Origin of the sequence: Synechococcus sp. A15-24 (assembly GCF_014280195.1) — a bacterium.
Lineage (GTDB): Bacteria > Cyanobacteriota > Cyanobacteriia > PCC-6307 > Cyanobiaceae > Parasynechococcus.
This window is the reverse complement of the sequence record NZ_CP047960.1, coordinates 1,364,821-1,378,553: the sequence shown is the minus strand read 5'-3', so window position 1 is coordinate 1,378,553 and position 13,733 is coordinate 1,364,821. Positions and strand designations below refer to the sequence as shown.

The 13,733-nt window shown below is 59.8% G+C and carries 19 protein-coding genes and 1 tRNA gene; 10 read left to right on the top strand and 10 right to left on the bottom strand.

Annotation, left to right across the window (positions count from 1 at the left end; all coding sequences use genetic code 11):
- Positions 1–69 precede the first annotated feature (69 nt).
- From SynA1524_RS07870 to SynA1524_RS07860, 3 genes are read left to right on the top strand one after another with little or no spacing between them, the layout of a single operon-like run.
- Positions 70–555 carry a DUF3122 domain-containing protein gene (locus tag SynA1524_RS07870; RefSeq protein WP_186496615.1) on the top strand — a complete coding sequence of 162 codons (486 nt, stop codon included), beginning with the start codon at positions 70–72 and terminating at the stop codon, positions 553–555.
- Complete coding sequence (gene ribD / locus SynA1524_RS07865; RefSeq protein WP_186496613.1) at positions 555–1,619, top strand: bifunctional diaminohydroxyphosphoribosylaminopyrimidine deaminase/5-amino-6-(5-phosphoribosylamino)uracil reductase RibD; 1,065 nt, start codon at positions 555–557, stop codon at positions 1,617–1,619. Before SynA1524_RS07870 ends, ribD begins: the two co-directional genes overlap by 1 nt.
- Positions 1,620–1,644: 25 nt before the next feature.
- Entirely contained in the window at positions 1,645–1,869 is a 225-nt protein-coding gene (locus SynA1524_RS07860; protein ID WP_286188536.1) for a hypothetical protein, read from the top strand.
- A 44-nt stretch (positions 1,870–1,913) separates the two neighbouring features.
- Here SynA1524_RS07860 and SynA1524_RS07855 read toward each other — a convergent pair whose 3' ends face one another.
- Complete coding sequence (locus tag SynA1524_RS07855; RefSeq protein ID WP_186496609.1) at positions 1,914–2,639, bottom strand: potassium channel family protein; 726 nt, start codon at positions 2,637–2,639, stop codon at positions 1,914–1,916.
- Between the two features lie 43 nt (positions 2,640–2,682).
- Complete coding sequence (locus SynA1524_RS07850; protein WP_186496607.1) at positions 2,683–3,309, bottom strand: SOS response-associated peptidase; 627 nt, start codon at positions 3,307–3,309, stop codon at positions 2,683–2,685.
- Positions 3,310–3,395: 86 nt separating this feature from the next.
- On the opposite strand from SynA1524_RS07850, the gene ftsH reads away from it, so the two are divergent.
- Positions 3,396–5,270, top strand: a complete 1,875-nt coding sequence (gene ftsH / locus SynA1524_RS07845) for an ATP-dependent zinc metalloprotease FtsH (protein WP_049692271.1) — start codon at positions 3,396–3,398, stop codon at positions 5,268–5,270.
- 45 nt (positions 5,271–5,315) lie between these two features.
- On the top strand, positions 5,316–6,272 hold the full coding sequence (gene argF / locus SynA1524_RS07840; RefSeq protein WP_186496605.1) for an ornithine carbamoyltransferase: 957 nt from the start codon (positions 5,316–5,318) through the stop codon (positions 6,270–6,272).
- Positions 6,273–6,283: 11 nt separating this feature from the next.
- Here argF and SynA1524_RS07835 read toward each other — a convergent pair whose 3' ends face one another.
- A complete protein-coding gene (locus SynA1524_RS07835; protein ID WP_011128449.1) occupies positions 6,284–6,523 on the bottom strand; it encodes a TIGR03643 family protein in 240 nt (79 codons plus the stop codon).
- 122 nt (positions 6,524–6,645) lie between these two features.
- On the opposite strand from SynA1524_RS07835, the gene SynA1524_RS07830 reads away from it, so the two are divergent.
- Complete coding sequence (locus SynA1524_RS07830; protein WP_186496603.1) at positions 6,646–6,942, top strand: hypothetical protein; 297 nt, start codon at positions 6,646–6,648, stop codon at positions 6,940–6,942.
- Here SynA1524_RS07830 and SynA1524_RS07825 read toward each other — a convergent pair whose 3' ends face one another.
- On the bottom strand, positions 6,943–7,215 hold the full coding sequence (locus SynA1524_RS07825; RefSeq protein ID WP_186496601.1) for a DUF1651 domain-containing protein: 273 nt from the start codon (positions 7,213–7,215) through the stop codon (positions 6,943–6,945). It abuts the gene before it with no gap.
- A gap of 55 nt (positions 7,216–7,270) precedes the next feature.
- On the opposite strand from SynA1524_RS07825, the gene lexA reads away from it, so the two are divergent.
- The 3 genes from lexA to SynA1524_RS07810 all read left to right on the top strand — a co-directional run bounded on the left by lexA (position 7,271) and on the right by SynA1524_RS07810 (position 9,137).
- Positions 7,271–7,918, top strand: a complete 648-nt coding sequence (gene lexA / locus SynA1524_RS07820) for a transcriptional repressor LexA (protein ID WP_186496599.1) — start codon at positions 7,271–7,273, stop codon at positions 7,916–7,918.
- Between the two features lie 65 nt (positions 7,919–7,983).
- A tRNA-Ala gene (locus tag SynA1524_RS07815) sits at positions 7,984–8,056 on the top strand.
- 298 nt (positions 8,057–8,354) lie between these two features.
- Positions 8,355–9,137, top strand: coding sequence for a prohibitin family protein (locus SynA1524_RS07810; protein ID WP_186496597.1), 783 nt, complete (start codon positions 8,355–8,357; stop codon positions 9,135–9,137).
- 18 nt (positions 9,138–9,155) lie between these two features.
- Here SynA1524_RS07810 and SynA1524_RS07805 read toward each other — a convergent pair whose 3' ends face one another.
- The 5 genes from SynA1524_RS07805 to SynA1524_RS07785 form a co-directional block, all read right to left on the bottom strand.
- Positions 9,156–9,701: a PAP/fibrillin family protein gene (locus tag SynA1524_RS07805; RefSeq protein ID WP_186499573.1), complete on the bottom strand. Its 546-nt coding sequence runs from the start codon at positions 9,699–9,701 to the stop codon at positions 9,156–9,158.
- A gap of 323 nt (positions 9,702–10,024) precedes the next feature.
- Positions 10,025–10,288 carry a hypothetical protein gene (locus tag SynA1524_RS07800; RefSeq protein ID WP_186496595.1) on the bottom strand — a complete coding sequence of 88 codons (264 nt, stop codon included), beginning with the start codon at positions 10,286–10,288 and terminating at the stop codon, positions 10,025–10,027.
- Between the two features lie 338 nt (positions 10,289–10,626).
- Positions 10,627–10,860 (bottom strand): DUF3136 domain-containing protein, encoded by a 234-nt coding sequence (locus SynA1524_RS07795; protein WP_186496593.1) that lies wholly within the window; start codon positions 10,858–10,860, stop codon positions 10,627–10,629.
- Between the two features lie 52 nt (positions 10,861–10,912).
- Entirely contained in the window at positions 10,913–11,338 is a 426-nt protein-coding gene (locus SynA1524_RS07790; protein WP_186499572.1) for a hypothetical protein, read from the bottom strand.
- Between the two features lie 114 nt (positions 11,339–11,452).
- On the bottom strand, positions 11,453–11,860 hold the full coding sequence (locus SynA1524_RS07785) for a RidA family protein (RefSeq protein WP_186496591.1): 408 nt from the start codon (positions 11,858–11,860) through the stop codon (positions 11,453–11,455).
- Here SynA1524_RS07785 and SynA1524_RS07780 point away from each other — a divergent pair.
- On the top strand, positions 11,859–12,983 hold the full coding sequence (locus tag SynA1524_RS07780; protein WP_186496589.1) for an ABC transporter ATP-binding protein: 1,125 nt from the start codon (positions 11,859–11,861) through the stop codon (positions 12,981–12,983). The two genes, SynA1524_RS07785 and SynA1524_RS07780, sit on opposite strands and share 2 nt — an antisense overlap.
- On the opposite strand, the gene gloB is transcribed toward SynA1524_RS07780, so the two are convergent.
- Positions 12,949–13,698: a hydroxyacylglutathione hydrolase gene (gene gloB, locus SynA1524_RS07775; RefSeq protein ID WP_186496587.1), complete on the bottom strand. Its 750-nt coding sequence runs from the start codon at positions 13,696–13,698 to the stop codon at positions 12,949–12,951. The two genes, SynA1524_RS07780 and gloB, sit on opposite strands and share 35 nt — an antisense overlap.
- Between the last annotated feature and the right edge of the window lie 35 nt (positions 13,699–13,733).

The following is a 13,733-nucleotide window of genomic DNA, read 5'->3' as shown; positions in this document are numbered from 1 at the left end:
GAGAATTATCTGTGAATTCCACGGGGCTCCAAGCCGGACTGTGAGAATCCGCCCACTGACCGATCTCCGATGCGCCGGCTGCTCTGCTGTTTGATCGCCGTTCTGGTGCTGTTCACGGCGGCACCCCAGGGATGGGCCCAGGTGCATGAGCACGAATCCGATAACGGCACGCGGATGGTGCGCAGCCTCGAGAGCCTTCGCGATCTGGACTACGACAGCTGGCAGGCGGTGGCCTACCGCGAGGGGAAGCCCGGTGAACCCGTGGTGCTCCGCATCGTTGGTTATCCCGGCAAACTCCGCCTCGACCATCCGGTAAGTCTTCAGGTGGAGGCCGGGCGCAGGACCTGGGCCCTGGACGACATCACCCTCGCTAACCCTGCCCTGGCCACCGATGGCCGTGAGGCGGCCGCGGAATTCGCCCTCGACCCCCTTCTGGATGACCTCAGCAACAACCGACCCCTGCGTCTGATGTTGCCAGGGGTTTTCACGGAGCTACCGGTGCCTCCCTACGTGGTGGGTGAGTGGCGGTCATTGCAGGACCTGCCCCTGAGCTGATGTGGGATCTCTGGATGCGCCGGGCCCTGGCGTTGGCTGCGCTGGCTGAAGGTCGCACCAGCCCCAATCCCCTTGTGGGAGCTCTTGTTCTCAACCGTGAGGGCCGATTGGTGGGGGAGGGGTTCCATGCCCGCTCGGGTGAGCCCCATGCCGAGGTTGGGGCTCTGGCCCAGGCCGGAACCGCCGCCGCCGGTGGCACGTTGATCGTGACCCTGGAACCTTGCTGCCACCACGGCCGCACACCTCCCTGCACCCGCGCTGTTCTGCAGGCCGGGGTGGTCAGGGTCGTGGTGGCGTTGGAGGATCCGGATCCGAGGGTGGCTGGTGGCGGGATTGCTCAGCTGCGGCAGGCCGGTGTTGAGGTGATCACCGGTGTGCTTCGGCAGGAGGCCGCAGAGCAGAACCGGGCCTTTCTGCATCGCGTCCGCACGGGTCGCCCTTGGGGGGTGCTCAAGTGGGCGATGGGGCTCGATGGCAGAACCGCGTTGCCCAATGGCGCCAGTCAGTGGATCAGTGGTGCCGACTCCCGTCGCTGGGTGCATCAGTTGCGGGCGGGATGCGATGCGGTGCTCGTCGGCGGTGGAACTGTTCGCGCCGATGACCCCCTGCTCACCAGCCGCGGCCATCGCGATCCGGAACCGCTTCGGGTTGTGCTTAGCAGTGGTCTGGACCTTCCCGCCGAGGCACAGCTATGGGACACAGCATCCGCCGCGACCCTGGTGGCCCATGGCCCGGAGGCTGCCGGCAAGCAGGCTCCGAACGGTCCGGAACGGCTGGAGCTGGAACAGTGCGAGCCCCTGCCGCTGATGCAACACCTGGCAGCCCGGGGCTGCAATCAGGTGCTGTGGGAGTGCGGACCAGAGCTGGCGGCTGCGGCCATCCGTCAGGGCTGTGTGCAGGAGGTGGCTGCCGTGCTGGCCCCGAAACTGATGGGTGGAACAAGAGCACGAACGCCTCTGGGGGAACTGGGTTTCACCGCCATGGATCAGGTGCTCAGTGGCGCGTGGCAGCCTCCCCGGCCCATCGGTGATGACTGGTTGCTCTCCTTGCGGCTCGGGGGCTGAGTCCACCAACGTGCAGAGTGCTGCCATGAAACAGCCGAACGTCCAGCAACTCCGATCGCTTCGGCTCTCAGCTCTTGCACGCAATGACAGGGCCATTGCAGAACTGAATTCACGCATCTCCAACTCGCCCGACTACCTGGTGGAGGAGCTGATGATCCGTCACGGCTGGCCTGCCCACGAAGCACTGTGTGCCGTGCAGCAGCTTCAGGAGAAGGCGCTTCAAGGCACAACAGACCAGAGTGCAGTTTGAGGCATGGGCAGCTGAATGCTCAGGCGATGGAACCTCCGGTACCACTAGTGATACGGGCGTTTTGGAGCCTCCTCTGCTGTTCTCGCATCGCGGTCGAGACTGCTGGCGAAACGGCCGATCAACACCCCCATCACCGCCGCCAGATAAAGCGGGCCGGCGATGCTGGTGAGCACACTCACCATCCGCGACAGAGGCAGCATTGGATTGATGTCGCCGAAGCCCACGGTGGTGAGACACACAGGGGCGTAATAATTGATAGCGGAAAAGGCATGGGCTGCCGCCAGCACGCTGTTGTCCCCGGTTTGCGCAACGGTCAGCGGTTCGAAGCTGCCGGGTTGGATGGTTTCCATGGCACTCATCACCAGTCCAGCGGTGAGTCCGATGTGCAGGTAGCCCGCGGTCGCCCCCATCAGCAGTGATTCGGTCACCTTGGGCTCATCGGCAAAGCGTTTGACCAGCCGAATCACACTCCAGCCCACCAACACACTCCAGCTGAGCGCCAGCGGAACGCCGCTGTATATGAGTTCAAGCGGCGTGAGCAGCCATAGCCACATGGTCAACACCGCAAACAGCCCCAAGCCGCGGTAAATCCGATCACTCCAGTCAGGGGCCTGGCTGTCGCGCACCATCACCTGGGTCAGCAGCAGCGCGATCAGGCTGTAGCCCACATAGCTAGCCCAGATCAGCCGTGGGAAGGCAAAACCCACCAGCACCAGCAGCGTGAACAGCAGCAGAAGACGCAGATGCGATCCCTTCTGCCGTCGCGCCATGGCCCTGATCCCTGTCTGTCGGCATGGTGCGCCGGCAGAGGCCTCAGAACAAGCTGAGTTGAGATGTGCCGCGCCGGCTCCAACCATCACTCGGCCATGGGTCCAGCATCGGCTCGAGGGCCCGGCGATGGGCTCCATCCCCCGGCTCCAGCCAGAACTCCTCGAGGCCCCGGGGAATGATCACGGCCATGCGGTCGTGCAGGCTCTCCAGCAATGTGTTTGGGCTGGTGGTGATCACACAGCAGGTCTCCACCTCAGTGCCGTCAGGGCCGATCCAGCGATCCCAGAGCCCGGCCAGCCAGAACAATTGTTGGTCCAGTCGCTGAATCTGCTCACCCTGTTCCAGAAACCCATCCGCCGGCAACAGGCAACGGTGATGACGCCAGGGGCCGCGGAAGGAGGCTTTGTCCTCCAAGGTCTCAGCGCGGGCATTGATTGGCCGCGGTCCCGCCAGTGGATCTTTGACCCATCCCGGCAGAAGGCCCCAGAGCATATGGCTGGCCATGCTTTGGCTGTGTTCGCGCCTTAGGGCCAGCACCGGTTCCCCCGGGCTGATCAGCCGTCGTGGTGCGTAGTGCTGCAACCAGCCGGCATCGGCGTCCCGTAACCAGGGCTGGAGCAGCGCCTGAAGCGCCTGCAATGGCGTATCGAGGCTGTAACGGCTGCACATGGACGTGACGTTAGAAGGCGTTCGGTTCTCACACCCGTAAGCAACGGTTCATCCCTCGTAGCGTGATTTGATCTAGGGCAGATGCCATGCCGATCCGACAGGACGACAACCGACCGAACCGTCGCTTCGGAATCATCAACCTGGTGTTGATCGGCTTCGGAGTGCTGCTGCTATTGAGCAGCTTCGTGCCCAACAACGCGATGCAGCAGGTGCCCAAGGTGCCCTATTCGCTGTTCCTCGATCAGGTGAATGATGGCGCCGTGAAGCGCGCCTACATCACCCAGGAACAGATCCGCTACGAGCTCAGCGATCCGGAGGAGGGCACGCCGCCGGTGCTGGCGACCACGCCGATCTTCGACATGGATCTGCCCCAGCGGTTGGAAACCAAGGGTGTTGAGTTCGCCGCTGCCCCGCCGAAGAAGCCCAACATCTTCACCACCATCCTCAGCTGGGTGGTGCCGCCGCTGATCTTCATCCTGGTGCTGCAGTTCTTCGCCCGCCGTTCGATGGGGGGCGGCGCTCAAGGGGCGTTGAGCTTCACCAAGAGCAAGGCCAAGGTTTATGTGCCGGATGAGGAATCCCGCGTCACCTTCGCTGATGTGGCCGGCGTCGATGAGGCCAAACAGGAACTCACCGAAATCGTTGATTTCCTCAAGACCCCAGAGCGCTATGCCGAAATCGGTGCACGCATCCCCAAAGGTGTGTTGCTTGTGGGGCCTCCCGGCACCGGCAAGACCCTGCTGTCGAAGGCCGTTGCGGGCGAAGCCGGTGTGCCCTTTTTCATTATTTCCGGCTCGGAATTCGTGGAACTGTTCGTTGGTGCCGGTGCTGCCCGCGTGCGCGACCTGTTTGAAGAAGCCAAGAAGAAGGCCCCCTGCATCATCTTCATCGACGAGCTCGACGCCATCGGTAAGAGCCGTTCCGGCTCAATGGGCGTGGTCGGCGGCAACGACGAGCGGGAGCAAACCCTGAATCAGCTGCTCACCGAGATGGATGGCTTCACCGCCCAGGACAAACCGGTGATCGTGTTGGCGGCCACCAACCAGCCTGAAGTGCTGGATGCGGCCCTGCTGCGCCCGGGCCGCTTTGACCGACAGGTGTTGGTTGATCGCCCGGATCTGTCCGGCCGTAAGACCATCCTCGAGATTTACGCCAAGAAGGTGAAGCTCGCTGATGCTGTGGATCTGGACAGCGTGGCGCAGGCCACCAGCGGCTTTGCCGGCGCCGATCTGGCCAACCTGGTGAACGAAGCGGCCCTGCTCGCTGCCCGTGCTTACCGAACCAAGGTTGAGCAACAGGATTTGGGGGAAGCCATCGAGCGGGTGGTGGCGGGCCTTGAGAAGAAGAGCCGCGTGTTGCAGGACGACGAGAAGAAAGTGGTGGCCTACCACGAGGTGGGTCACGCGATCGTCGGTCACCTGATGCCTGGTGGAAGCAAGGTGGCCAAGATCTCGATCGTTCCCCGGGGCATGAGCGCCCTCGGCTACACCCTGCAGTTGCCCACCGAAGAACGTTTCCTCAATTCCAAGGAGGAACTCCAAGGGCAGATCGCCACGCTGCTGGGGGGCCGTTCGGCCGAGGAGATCGTGTTCGGCAAGATCACCACGGGTGCCGCCAATGATCTGCAGCGGGCTACTGACCTGGCCGAGCAGATGGTGGGAACCTATGGCATGAGCGACACCCTTGGCCCTCTGGCCTACGACAAACAGGGGGGCGGACGCTTCCTCGGCGGCAACAACAACCCCCGCCGCTCGGTGAGTGATGCCACCGCTCAGGCGATCGACAAGGAAGTGCGTGGCCTGGTGGACAGAGCCCACGACGACGCCCTGGCAATCCTGCGTCAGAACATGGCCTTGCTGGAGACCATTGCCCAGAAGATCCTCGAAAAAGAGGTGATAGAGGGGGATGACCTCAAACAGATGCTTGAGGCCAGCGTGCTGCCCGAGACCGTCAGTGCTTGACGCTGACCGCTCCCATCCCCGATAACTGTCCTTTGAATCGTCACGATGGCTACCGCTGCTGGAGGTGTTGCTGCTGCTCTTTCCCCCCTCAGCGGCCGTGACTATCTTTCCTCCGCAGATTGTTCGGCGGAGGAAACCTCAGCTCTGCTCGATCTGGCCGCTCACCTGAAGAGTGGCGACCGTCGCATCGACCTCGGCAACCGAGTCTTGGGATTGATTTTCACCAAGGCCTCCACCCGCACCCGCGTCAGTTTCCAGGTGGCAATGGCCCGCCTGGGTGGGCAAACGGTGGACCTCAATCCCCAGGTGACGCAGCTGGGTCGTGGTGAGCCCCTGGAAGACACCGCGCGAGTGCTCAGTCGCTATTGCGATGTATTGGCCGTGCGCACCTTCGCCCAGCAGGAGTTGGTGGATTACGCCCACTGGGCCACTGTGCCGGTGATCAATGCCCTCACCGATCTCGAGCACCCCTGCCAGTCCCTGGCCGACTTCCTCACGATGCGCGAGGCCCATGGTGATCTGCCCGGACAGACGTTGGCCTACATCGGTGATGGCAACAACGTGGCCCACTCCCTGATGCTCTGCGGAGCGTTGTTGGGGGTGAATGTGCGCATCGGCTGCCCGCAGGGTTTCGAGCCCCTGCCCGGTGTGCTGGAGCAGGCCCGTTCCCTGGCTGTTCAGGGAGCTGCGATCGATGTCATCCACGATCCGCGTGAAGCGGTGCGTGGTTCCCAGGCGGTGTACACCGATGTGTGGGCCTCCATGGGTCAGGAAGACGAGCAATCGGAACGGGAACAGGCTTTTACCGGTTTCTGCGTCGACGAAGCGTTATTGGAGGCAGCTGACACGGAGTCCATCGTTCTGCATTGCTTGCCGGCCCATCGCAGTGAGGAGATTAGCCCAGGGGTGATGGAAAGCTCCGCCAGCCGCATCTTTGATCAGGCTGAAAATCGGCTTCATGCTCAGCAGGCACTGCTGGCGGCATTGATGGGTGGCTTGTAAAGGCGCCCTGTTCAGCGGTGGCACTTGGCTTTGAATCGGTTTGATTCGGACGTGGCCCCATGTTTTGTTTTGCGCCCAGACACCCTTTTGCGCCACATCTTGAAGGAGGAGTGTTTCATGTGGGTTCGCATCAGCGCGATCACCTCCTGTTCTGACACGCCGAACTGGTAGTGGATGGCTTCGAAGGTGGTTCTGTCCTCCCAGGCCATTTCGATGATCCGGTCCAAATCCTGGGGTTGAATGTCTTTCAACCTGGGTCAAAAAGCTTGAGTTGTTCTAGCGGCCTGTCCATGGCACCCGCTGGCCTGAGTGAGGCCCCATCGATCTCGGTTTGGATTCACTCCTAAGCTGCAGAACATTCAACGTATTTGACGTGTCAGACGAGTTGGAGACATCGCTCACCATTTCTTTTATGGATGTGAGAGAAATATTTCCATTCATTGATCCAGAACAACTGGATCCAAACGATGTTTTGGAGATCCTCCTGTATGTGTTCCAACAAACACCAGGATTTGTGGACCGCGGCCATGAAACGAACAACCGTGAAACAGCTTGGGTGAACGGTTATCTCTACAGACTCAAAGACAACGGCATGGATGGCTTTGTGGTCGACAACATCGGCTCCAGCGTCGACAAGATTGCCGCCTTGCGTGAACAGGAACACGGTTGATCATCTCCTTGGTGGATGACATCGTGTCCATCCGGTTTTGAGCATGGTCTGCCAGGCCTCAATGGCGTTATGACGCAGCATCCGGCGCCCTGTGATCAGCGTTGGTGCTTCACCAGGCAAGAGGTGGAATGTGTGAATGGCCACCCACTGAGCGTGGGCTGTGGCTGAACCGGGCTGAAACTGCACCAGCTTCTGCTGTGCTGGGTTGATCAGCCAGCCTTCGCCACCGGCCTTCTCTGGCTTGTCGCTGTGTTTCGGCTGGTCCTGCCACATGTCTTGGCCGCAATCAAGGCTGGGATCTTGCGCAGCTCGAGCGCCGTCGGTACAAATGTATTGTTCGTTGTCTTCTTCTGTGACCAGCTCACCCCCAGAGCCATTGACCTCCGCCCAGCAGGAGCTGTACGACTGGCTGGCGGAGTACATCGGCACGCATCGTCACAGCCCGTCCATCCGTCAGATGATGCAGGCGATGGGGCTGCGTTCTCCAGCACCGATCCAGAGCCGCTTGCGGCATCTCCAACAGAAAGGGTGGATCACCTGGCAGGAAGGTCAGGCCCGCACTCTGCAATTGCTGGGCGAGATGGCTGCGGCTGCTGGCATCCCGGTGCTGGGTGCCGTGGCTGCTGGTGGCCTGGTGACGGCCTTTGATGACTTGCAGGAGCACCTTGATCTCGCGCCGGTCCTCGAGACCCGCGGGCTGTTTGCCCTGACGGTGAACGGTGATTCGATGGTGGATTCTCACATCGCTGATGGCGACGTGGTGTTGATGGAGCCTGTGCCTGATCCGCAGCGCCTGCGCAACGGCACCGTTGTGAGTGCCCTGGTGGCGGGAAGCGGCACAACCCTGAAGCATTTCCACCGCAAAGGGGCGGCGGTTGTGCTCGAGGCGGCTAACCCTTCCTACGACCCGATCGAGCTGCCGGCGGAGCAGGTGGAGGTGCAGGGCCGGTTGGTGGCGGTGTGGCGTCAGGTGTGATCGCCCCCTCGGTGTAAGCTTGAATACGACGACGGCACGAGCCCGAGGGCATCACCGGCGTTCATGGGGCCATAGCTCAGCTGGTAGAGCACCTGCATGGCATGCAGGGGGTCAGGAGTTCGAGTCTCCTTGGCTCCACTAGGTTTTCAGCCGGTGGATTTCCCACACCTGCACAAATTGCACTGGGTTTCACAAGTACAAGCCAATCGCGCACCAAAGTGCAAAATTTAGCGCTATTCATTCCTCGGGTTTCTATTGCGCTGCCCATCGATTTCTGTGGCTGGTGCTATGGGCGCTGGTGATGGCTGAATCGACTGTTGCTTGAGCGTAGAAGTTGTTATTACACCTTAATCGAATGCTATTATTTTTTTATTGTGTAATTTCGGAGTGCGCGACTATTCGTTTGTTACCGTAACAACATTGAGTTTTTGTGGTAATGCGCTCTTATCAAAATCCTGAGAATGTTTCGAAAATAGTCATCACTGCGTCGTCAATATTCTTTGGAGGTATTGCGGCTCTGTCCAGTTTGTTTGTCGTCCCTGCGGGTGAGGTGGGTGTTGTGACGACGCTTGGCAAGGTTTCGGATGAGCCAAGGCAGCCTGGGTTGAACCTCAAGATTCCATTCCTGCAGAGCACGCATTCCTTCAGTGTAAGAACGCAGGTCATACCTGAAAAGTTCTCGACGCTGACGAAGGATCTCCAGGTGATCGAGGCAACGGCAACGGTTAAATATGCCGTTAAGCCATCTGAGGCTCCCAGGATTTACAGCACGATCGCTACTGACGACTCTGCAATCTATGCAAGGGTGATCCAGCCATCGCTGCTGAAATCACTGAAGTCAGTCTTTTCAAAGTATGAGCTGGATACGATCGCGACGGATTGGAACACCATATCTTCCCTTGTGCAGGAAAGCGTCTCACTGGAGCTCAGTGAATTTGATTATGTTGTCGTGAGAGGTCTTGACATCACTGGACTGCAGATCGCTGAAGAGTACAGGGCTGCCATTGAACAGAAGCAAATCGCACAACAGCAGCTCTTGCGCGCAAAGACAGAAGTTGAGATTGCCGAGCAGGAAGCAATCAAGTTTGAAACGTTGAGTCAGTCCCTCAATAACAGCGTTCTGTATAAGCTGTTTCTTGATAAATGGGATGGGCAAACACAAGTAGTTCCGTCCTTCAATGGCGGAACGACTCCACCTGTCATTGTGGGAAGGAATTGATTCGACTACGGCAGCAGGCTAATTGTTGTCTTGCTCAATCAGATCCTTGATGTCGATCGTATCAAGTTTGAGTAACGCAAATGTTGTTCCCGCGTTGCCTCGACAGATTCGTAGTTGTTGATTCAACACTGTGATGTCGAGCCAGGCGGGAAAGCTTTGTTGAACGTCACGCAATAACTTGATTTGGCCAAGACCAGGCAACGTCGGCCCCAGCCAGCCCCCCTTGAAGAATTTCACCTCAACCCGCTTTGTGTTGATCACGTTCAGAGTTGCTTGGACGCTGATGGCTCCAAATGTTCCGAGCGGACCACGCAAGCGCAGCAGGTTGCAACCTTTGTTCTGCTTCAGGTCCAGTGCCTGAAGATTCTCCAACCAAGGTGCTTGACGAAGCCAGGGCTGGCTTGAACTGCTCCATCGCAAATCCCACACACCCTCAAGAAGGGATGCATCACGATTTAAGTCGGCGGGTTGTGCCTCCTCCAGCGACGCAATACGCCCAGAGATGCTTTTGTCATTGGGGTTTCTCTGCAATAGTGAAACCAATGCGTCCTGTTCGTTTGTCATTGAGGTGTTGGATGCGAGCCTCGACATGGATGGTGTTCACGTTCTTGATCAGTCCTACGGCAGTTTTTGCTGGTGAGCCAGTCCGTCTGCTCGTCATCCCCTATCAGGCCGGTTGGGGCAGCCAAAGAATTCCGATCAATCAATTTTCCGGGCCCGCGATGCCTCCACCCCCTCCACCTCTGGCTCCTCAACAGGCGGAACGTGTGAAACCGACGGGCGTTCAAAGCGATGCCAGTGATGACACCATCGATGATGATTGGCTGATGGATGGCTGATTTTTTGGCGCTTCAACAGGCTCTGGTCTGATTGCGGGGCCTTAAAGATCAGTATTTCTCGGCGGGATGCGGATGATCCGGAAGGCTGACGCTGTGCAGGTCATCACAAGAGCGCTTCCACTGCACAAGGTGCAGACGATCAATCTTGTTAGTGTCCAGGCAATCCCAGATATCGGCACCAGACAAGGTTGCCCTTGACCAATGATCGACTTCGCTCTTCATTTTTTTTCTGTTCGTATCTTTCCAATCTGTCCACGCGATCTTGGGATAATTATAAATGTGTTTGCTCAGGATGACAATCGAGAACTCCATGGTGTGCCGTTTCGCGTTCGCATGACTTTATACGGAATGACCTCGTAATCGTGAATTGTCTAACTCGCTGGTCCGTGGAGATGGCTGACTCTGCCCTGCGGATGACATTCCCATGGTCTGTTGCTGGCTGAGGGCTACGGAATCACTCCACTCAAGCCCGATCACTGAGGCGGAAAAAATGAACATCATCATCAGAATTGATGATGCATTCCAGCGGCGTTGTGGCTTCCGAAAAATCGTGCGCACCAATTGACTCGCTTCTTCGAACAGTGTGCTGAAAGAAAAGGCAATCACTCTCAATGCAGGGAGAGAAGCGTCTTGGAATTGTCTGAGACTGATTAGACCCTCCCTTCCTTGATTTTTTCCAGATCCCTGCGGATCAGGGCCAGCAGATAGGACGGTGCCTTGTAGCGCGTCGGTAAGCAACGGTTGAGGGTTTCAAGGTGTCCCCAGCAGACGGTGCGCTCGATGTCCTTGGCTGTCTTGCCTTGTTGCAGCAGTCGTCTCAGGGCTTTGCAATAGAGCGGGTATCCCGCTTCCAGTTCACCGATGGTGAGCTTGGCCTGGGTCATCGGTTCATCCCCCTGATGCCCTATAACCTATGCCGGCGCGGGATCGGCCCCCTCAGCTGTTGGTTCCCAGTCCTGCCAGGTGGAGCACCAGCTGGGATCCGTTGGACTCCGCCAGGGCTTCGATTGCTTCGATTGGGCTTTGCAACCAACGTGCCACCTGGAGCATGTTGCTGATCTTGAGAGGCTCCTGACCACCTGACTCAGCTCCTGTCAGGCGGCTGAGGGTGATCTGTTCAATGCCTTGGGATTCCAGCCATTGCCTGAGTGGCACGCTGGGCTGTCGGTTGCAGGCTTCCAGCCACAGATCCCAGTCGTCAGCGGTCTCGCCTGTCGGAATCTGGAGGCTGATCTGAAGGCTTTCACTCGGATCCAACAGAGTCACGCTTGCCCTTGATGGGGTCAGGCCGGAATAAAGCAGCGTCCAGCCACTGTTGAGCAAAGGTTGTGAGGCCTGATCCCGGAGGGCCAGCTGCTGCATGGCCACAGCCCCTTGGTTCTCATTGGTGAGGGGTGCCGGCGAACGCTGACCAAAGCTCTCCAAACATCTCAGAGAGCTTTAACGCCTTGCGTCTCACCGCTGCTGTTGATCAGATCACCTGGTCTGCAAATCATCACCGAGCCAGGCCACGCAGTCGATCTCGACTCGTGCCCCCTTCGGCAGCGCTGCCACCTGCACGCAGGCTCTGGCTGGGCTTGTGCCAGCGCCAAACATCTCTGCGTAAATGCCGTTGACGGTCTGGAAATCCCCAAGATCAGCCAGAAAAACCGTTGTCCGCACCACTTGGGCTGCGGTCGCTCCAGCGGCTTCGAGGACGGCGCTGAGGTTCTTCAGCACCTGTCGCGTCTCACGCGCCACATCTCCATCGCCCACCATGGCCCCCGTCTCCGGATCCAGCGGGATCTGGCCTGAGCAGTACAGCCAGCCACCGGCCAGCACCGCCTGGTTGTAGGGCCCCACCGGAGCGGGTGCTGCTGGGGTCGTTACGGCTTGAGCAGTCATGGCCGGATCGCAGAATGGAATCGATCATCGCGTTTCGCTGTTGTCGCAGTCCCAGGCCACCGTTGCCGTTCGAGACCTCTGGCATCGCTACGACGGCCCTGCGGGACCCTGGACGCTGCGGGGGATTGACCTGGAGCTTGCAGCGGGTGAGCTGGTGGGACTGCTGGGCCCTTCCGGTTGCGGGAAAACCACCCTGTTGCGATTGATCGCCGGCTTTGAGCGACCCTCGCAGGGGTCGGTGCACCTTCAGCAGCGCCCCGTGGCGGGGAACGGCCATTGGCTGCCGCCTGAGCGGCGCGGGATCGGCATGGTCTTTCAGGACTACGCCCTGTTCCCCCATCTCACGGCGTGGCAGAACGCTTGCTTCGGTCTGCGTCCCGGTCAGGACGACAGCCGTGCGGCCTGGTTGCTGGAGTTGCTGGGTCTGAAGGGGCTGGAGCTGCGTTATCCCCATCAGCTCTCTGGCGGCCAGAAGCAACGCCTTGCCCTGGCCCGAGCTCTGGCTCCAGCGCCGAAGCTGGTGCTGCTGGATGAGCCCTTCTCCAATTTGGATGTGGAGGTGAGGCTGCGGCTGCGCAGTGAACTCAGTTCCGTTCTGCAGGTTTGCGGAGCCACGGGGCTGATCGTGACCCACGACCCTGGCGAGGCTCTGGCCATTTGTGATCGTGTGGCGGTGATGCGCGACGGGGAGTTGCATCAATGCGCCACCCCAAGAGCCCTCGTTGACGCCCCCGCATCACCGTTTGTCGGTCGCTTTGTTCTTCAAGGCAATCTTGTGCCCCTCGATGGTCCGATGCACTGCCTGATCGGTCCATTGGAGGGTGACAGTCCACTGCCAGGGTCTGAACCTGGGCCCGATGAGCAACTGCTCCTGGTGGACCCGGCCTTGATCAGGCTTCACCCCGATCCACGGGGGAAGGCCACGGTCATGGGACGGGAGTTCCTTGGACAGGCCTGGCAGTACCGCGTGCAGCAGGGTCCCTGCGACCTCCGCGTCAACGCTGCCCTGGCGTTGGATGTGCCGCGCGGTACCCGCTGTCGACTGGCGTTTCAGCCTGGAGCCGAGGTGATTCTCTTCCCGCAGCGGATCAGGCTGCGCGCCACTGATCCTTGTGCTGCCTAAGGCGTTGCAGCTGTTCGGCCGATGCCGCCCGCATGAACAGATTGCTGCGGCGTTCCTCTCCGATGCTGCTGGGCAGGCTCAACTCCCCGCGGCGACGCAGTTCCACCACGGCTTCATAGCGCTGGCGAATGGCTGCATCCTGCGGTTGCTGTTGGGTGGCCCAGAGCAGGTTCCCTTCGGTGTATTCGTGGGCGCAACAAACCTTGGTGGATTCAGGCAACTGCGATAGCCGCCTCAGGGCTCGGTGCATGTCGGCCGGGGTTCCTTCGAACAGACGTCCGCAGCCCCCGGAAAACAGCGTGTCGCCGCAGAACACCACCGGGCCGAGATCCGGATCCTCCTGATCGGTGATCACAAAGGCGATGTGGGCGGAGGTGTGGGCGGCCACGTCCAAAACCTGCAGTGATCGGCCCAGCACGGTCACCTGATCGCCGTCGCTGACGGAGATGGTCTGAAAGGGAATGCGCAATAGATCCGCTGCAGCCGCTACCACGGCCGCATCCGGCCATCGCTCCAGCAGGCCAGGAGTTCCACCGATGTGATCGGCGTGGTGATGCGTCTGCAGCACCGCACTCAGCTGCAGCTGCCGTTGTTGCAGCCAGTCGATGACTGGTTCGGCCACGGCAGGATCCACTACAGCGGCTTCATCACCCCGCACCCAGATCCACAGGACGTTGTCCTGCAGCACCGGCAGGGCATGAAGGGAGGATTGCATCGTTAAAGTCCTGCTTGATAGACGGTCAACGCTGG

Excerpts from the sequence above, each read along its gene's own strand:
- ftsH (WP_049692271.1), top strand. The coding sequence starts at position 3,396 with ATGCCGATCCGACAGGACGACAACCGACCGAACCGTCGCTTCGGAATC.
- SynA1524_RS07810 (WP_186496597.1), top strand. The coding sequence starts at position 8,355 with ATGCGCTCTTATCAAAATCCTGAGAATGTTTCGAAAATAGTCATCACT.
- SynA1524_RS07795 (WP_186496593.1), bottom strand. The coding sequence starts at position 10,860 with ATGACCCAGGCCAAGCTCACCATCGGTGAACTGGAAGCGGGATACCCG.
- argF (WP_186496605.1), top strand. The coding sequence starts at position 5,316 with ATGGCTACCGCTGCTGGAGGTGTTGCTGCTGCTCTTTCCCCCCTCAGC.
- SynA1524_RS07805 (WP_186499573.1), bottom strand. The coding sequence starts at position 9,701 with ATGACAAACGAACAGGACGCATTGGTTTCACTATTGCAGAGAAACCCC.
- SynA1524_RS07780 (WP_186496589.1), top strand. The coding sequence starts at position 11,859 with ATGGCCGGATCGCAGAATGGAATCGATCATCGCGTTTCGCTGTTGTCG.
- SynA1524_RS07790 (WP_186499572.1), bottom strand. The coding sequence starts at position 11,338 with ATGCAGCAGCTGGCCCTCCGGGATCAGGCCTCACAACCTTTGCTCAAC.
- ribD (WP_186496613.1), top strand. The coding sequence starts at position 555 with ATGTGGGATCTCTGGATGCGCCGGGCCCTGGCGTTGGCTGCGCTGGCT.
- SynA1524_RS07785 (WP_186496591.1), bottom strand. The coding sequence starts at position 11,860 with ATGACTGCTCAAGCCGTAACGACCCCAGCAGCACCCGCTCCGGTGGGG.
- SynA1524_RS07870 (WP_186496615.1), top strand. The coding sequence starts at position 70 with ATGCGCCGGCTGCTCTGCTGTTTGATCGCCGTTCTGGTGCTGTTCACG.
- gloB (WP_186496587.1), bottom strand. The coding sequence starts at position 13,698 with ATGCAATCCTCCCTTCATGCCCTGCCGGTGCTGCAGGACAACGTCCTG.
- lexA (WP_186496599.1), top strand. The coding sequence starts at position 7,271 with ATGTATTGTTCGTTGTCTTCTTCTGTGACCAGCTCACCCCCAGAGCCA.
- SynA1524_RS07825 (WP_186496601.1), bottom strand. The coding sequence starts at position 7,215 with ATGTGGCAGGACCAGCCGAAACACAGCGACAAGCCAGAGAAGGCCGGT.
- SynA1524_RS07850 (WP_186496607.1), bottom strand. The coding sequence starts at position 3,309 with ATGTGCAGCCGTTACAGCCTCGATACGCCATTGCAGGCGCTTCAGGCG.
- SynA1524_RS07800 (WP_186496595.1), bottom strand. The coding sequence starts at position 10,288 with ATGGAGTTCTCGATTGTCATCCTGAGCAAACACATTTATAATTATCCC.
- SynA1524_RS07860 (WP_286188536.1), top strand. The coding sequence starts at position 1,645 with ATGAAACAGCCGAACGTCCAGCAACTCCGATCGCTTCGGCTCTCAGCT.
- SynA1524_RS07855 (WP_186496609.1), bottom strand. The coding sequence starts at position 2,639 with ATGGCGCGACGGCAGAAGGGATCGCATCTGCGTCTTCTGCTGCTGTTC.